The organism is Catenulispora yoronensis (genome assembly GCF_039531695.1).
Classification (GTDB): domain Bacteria; phylum Actinomycetota; class Actinomycetes; order Streptomycetales; family Catenulisporaceae; genus Catenulispora; species Catenulispora yoronensis.
Window position 1 is genome coordinate 1 of sequence record NZ_BAAAQN010000241.1, and the last position, 537, is coordinate 537.

Here is a 537-nt window from a genome sequence, read left to right on the forward strand (position 1 = left end):
CCGATCTACTGGCCGCGGACCTCGATCGCGATACGCTCATCAAATATCTCGACCGCTTTATGATGTTCTACATCCGCACCGCCGATAAGCTGACCCGCACTGCCCCGTGGCTGGACAATATGGAAGGCGGTATCGACTATCTGCGCAGCGTCATCATCGATGACAAGCTCGGTCTGAACGACCATCTGGAAGAAGAGCTGGCTCGCCTGCGCGCCGCCTTCGCCTGCGAGTGGACCGAGACCGTCAACAATCCGGCGGCGCAGACCCGCTTCAAACACTTTATCAACAGCGACCAGCGCGACCCGAACGTTCAGGTGGTGCCGGAACGTGACCAGCACCGCCCGGCCACGCCGTATGAGCGTATCCCGGTTACTCTGGTGGAGGAAAAAGCATGAGCCAGTGGGTAAATATCTGCAGCATCGACGACATCCTGCCGGCCACCGGCGTCTGCGCCCTGCTCGGTCAGCAGCAGGTGGCGATCTTCCGTCCCTACCATGACGACAGAGTATTCGCCATCAGCAACATTGATCCGTTCTT

The 537-nt window shown here is 59.2% G+C and carries 1 protein-coding gene and 1 pseudogene; both read left to right on the plus strand.

The genetic code is table 11. The annotated features are described in order from the left end of the window. Positions 1–395: pseudogene (locus tag ABD481_RS47075) on the plus strand (nitrite reductase (NAD(P)H)); the annotation flags it as partial. After that, the coding region (locus tag ABD481_RS47080) for a nitrite reductase (NAD(P)H) small subunit (protein ID WP_344672389.1) at positions 392–537 on the plus strand (146 nt) is incomplete at its 3' end. The pseudogene ABD481_RS47075 and the gene ABD481_RS47080, both read left to right, overlap by 4 nt.